The organism is Stenotrophomonas sp. 3diitr2024 (genome assembly GCF_042136455.1).
Lineage (GTDB): Bacteria > Pseudomonadota > Gammaproteobacteria > Xanthomonadales > Xanthomonadaceae > Stenotrophomonas > Stenotrophomonas sepilia.
Genome location: NZ_JBHHMJ010000150.1, coordinates 1 through 1,960, shown reverse-complemented (window position 1 = coordinate 1,960; position 1,960 = coordinate 1). Strand labels below are relative to the sequence as shown.

3 protein-coding genes and 1 pseudogene are annotated in these 1,960 nt (G+C 69.0%); all 4 read right to left on the bottom strand.

Annotated features, from left to right (window positions below):
- Window positions 1–159: 159 nt before the first annotated feature.
- The 4 genes and pseudogenes from ABGA94_RS03640 to ABGA94_RS03625 all read right to left on the bottom strand — a co-directional run bounded on the left by ABGA94_RS03640 (window position 160) and on the right by ABGA94_RS03625 (window position 1,876).
- A complete protein-coding gene (locus ABGA94_RS03640) occupies window positions 160–873 on the bottom strand; it encodes an energy transducer TonB (protein WP_005417103.1) in 714 nt (237 codons plus the stop codon).
- A complete protein-coding gene (locus ABGA94_RS03635) occupies window positions 866–1,015 on the bottom strand; it encodes a hypothetical protein (protein ID WP_164093399.1) in 150 nt (49 codons plus the stop codon). Before ABGA94_RS03635 ends, ABGA94_RS03640 begins: the two co-directional genes overlap by 8 nt.
- A 22-nt stretch (window positions 1,016–1,037) precedes the next feature.
- Window positions 1,038–1,244 (bottom strand): annotated as a pseudogene (locus ABGA94_RS03630) (RNA polymerase sigma factor); the annotation flags it as partial.
- A gap of 125 nt (window positions 1,245–1,369) precedes the next feature.
- Window positions 1,370–1,876 (bottom strand): hypothetical protein, encoded by a 507-nt coding sequence (locus ABGA94_RS03625; RefSeq protein WP_375366417.1) that lies wholly within the window; start codon window positions 1,874–1,876, stop codon window positions 1,370–1,372.
- Between the last annotated feature and the right edge of the window lie 84 nt (window positions 1,877–1,960).

Genomic DNA, 1,960 nt, shown 5'->3' with positions numbered 1-1,960 from the left:
GAGCCCATGCTCGGCTGCCGTTCGCATGGAGCAGCCGGGCATGGGCCCGGCGATACAGCACGCTGCGATCGTTGCACACGGCGGACTGCTCTGTTGCGCCGGATGTGTTTGACCTGAACCTGGGTTGAGGTTGCAGACTGCAGCACAGTTCCACAACGCCTAGCGCAGGTAGTACTCCACCGGCACCACCAGTTCCTGTGGTGCCTTCAGTTCATCGGGAATGGGCGGCAGCGGCTGCGCGCGGCGGAAGGTCTGCAGTGCGGCGCCGTCAAGCATCGGCTGGCCACTGGACTGCTCCAACCGCAGGGCCAGCAGGCGTCCCTGGCGATCGATGCTGGCCCTGACCCAGGCAGTGCCCTGCTGGCGCCGTGAGCGGGCCGCAGCAGGGTAGTAGCGATAGCGCTCCAGCCGCGCCATCAGGCGGGCTTCCCACTGGTCGCTGGCGGCGCCGGCCTGGAAGTCCGCCGGTGGGGCGTCGGGAGCGGGCGGCGCGGCCGTGATCGATGCCGGTGCGGGACTTGCATCGGTCGCGGCCGCAGGCGGGGCGACCGGCAGGGCTTGCCGGCCAGCGCCACTGCGTTCGCTGGCGGCCACTTCGCCCTCGCGTGCGGCGGTGGGCTTCGGTGGAGGGGGCGACTTCGTGGGTTGGGATGCGCGCGCCTGCTGCGCCTGGCTGGGGGTGTCGGCCTGGCGTTCTTCCACTGGCTGCGGCGGCGTCGCCGGTGCCAGCAGGCGCAGGCTGATGCGCACGTCCTGCTCGGGCGGCGGCAGCAATGGCGGCGCGGCCACCCAGTGCACCAACAGCAGCAGGGGCAACAGGTGAAGCCCGATGCTGATGGCGATCGCCTGCCAGTGTTGGCCGCGCTCACTCATCGTCCAGCACCCATAGCAGGTCGGCGTCGGTCGCATCGACGGATGCACCGACTGAAGCGAGCGCGATCACCAGCGCTGGTGTGCCCGCTGGCAGGTAGCCCGGCATGCCAGTACCGCGCAGTACATGCCAGCGACCGGCCACCAGCAGCGCGGGTGCCGCGGCTCAGGTTGTGGGCGACGCGGTACAGGTAGGCGCGGCCATTGCTCAGCAGGCCACTGGCGGCGATTCTGACGACGCCCAGCCAGGTCTCCTGGACGACATCATCGGCGTCGCTGCGTTGCGGGAGCTTACGGCGGACATGGGCGTGCAGCGGCTGGTAGTGGGCCGCGCACAGCTGCGCGACATCCGTCGGTTCGACAGGCGTGGACACGGGGCGGGCGACAACTGGGAAAGGGAACAGCCCGCGGCGGCAAGGGCAGCGGCTACACCTTACAGCAAAAGAGAAACATTTGCATCCGTGAGCGCAAGGCACGGCATGCGTGGCCGACTGCGAGGTCAGCGCGGACGATAATCGCAGTGGACCTGCAGGGCTTCGGTGGGGTTGTGATGCAGCTCGAAACCGCAGTGCTGGAGGCTGCGCTTCACCCGGGCGATCGCTTCGGCATGGCGGGCGGTGCGACGCTGCTGCCAGCGCGGCGGGGTGAACACGCCCAGTGGCAGCAGCCGCAGCCGCTTGCCGTGCAATACCACTGAGACATCGATATGACGGCCATCGATGTCGTGGCCGTTGGCGCCGAAGATGGCACCGACTTCATCATGGCGCTGCGGATAGCAGGCGCGGAACACCGCGATGCCGAGCCAACGCACGCCACGACGGAAGCTGCCGAGCCGGCTGTGGCTGGGTTCGAAGCCGCGCGTGACGAGCAGGCCCAGCCCGGCAGGCAGCAATGCCTGCGCGTCGAGCAAACGTTGCAGCACTTCTTCTTCCAGCTGGATGCGGGTAGAGGGCCAGCGCGGTGCGATGAGCAGTCCGTGGTGGCTGCCGCGTTGCAGGGTCAGCATGGGTGAAGCTTCGCACGCGGGCGAACAGCCGGGGTAGTGCGGGCCGCTGGCCGGCAAATCTGTTGCCCGTCGGGTGCCGGCCAG

What these genes read in the sequence shown, in the direction of transcription:
- ABGA94_RS03640 (WP_005417103.1), bottom strand. Translation starts at nt 873, where the DNA reads ATGAGTGAGCGCGGCCAACACTGGCAGGCGATCGCCATCAGCATCGGG.
- ABGA94_RS03625 (WP_375366417.1), bottom strand. Translation starts at nt 1,876, where the DNA reads ATGCTGACCCTGCAACGCGGCAGCCACCACGGACTGCTCATCGCACCG.